The 293-nt window shown below is 65.1% G+C and carries 1 protein-coding gene; it reads right to left on the reverse strand.

Annotated features, from left to right (window positions below; all coding sequences use genetic code 11):
- Positions 1-280: RuBisCO small subunit-like domain-containing protein (locus GJB59_RS19395; protein WP_500048838.1), on the reverse strand; the 280-nt coding region annotated here is incomplete at its 3' end.
- Between the last annotated feature and the right edge of the window lie 13 nt (positions 281-293).

The raw sequence follows: 293 nt of genomic DNA on the forward strand, positions 1-293 counted from the left end.
GGTCGCGGCAGCCGAACATGGGCAGCTTCCACATGGTCCAGTAGCGGTTGTCGTAGTACAGGCAAGACACGCTGCCGAAGCGGATGGCCGACTCGTTGGACACGTAGGCCTTGTCCGACTCAGCGAACTCCAGGCAGGGGATCCAGCCGTTGGCGACAATGTAGTCGACCTGGGCGGCGATCTGCTCGTCGCTCAGGGGGGGCANCATGGGGCGCACGCTGGAGCGGGCCGGGCGGGCCACGGCCGCGGAGACGGAGGACTTGGCAATGACGGCGGCCATTTTAAGATGTTGA

Origin of the sequence: Planococcus soli (genome assembly GCF_016881065.1) — a bacterium.
Taxonomy (GTDB): domain Bacteria; phylum Bacillota; class Bacilli; order Bacillales_A; family Planococcaceae; genus Planococcus; species Planococcus soli.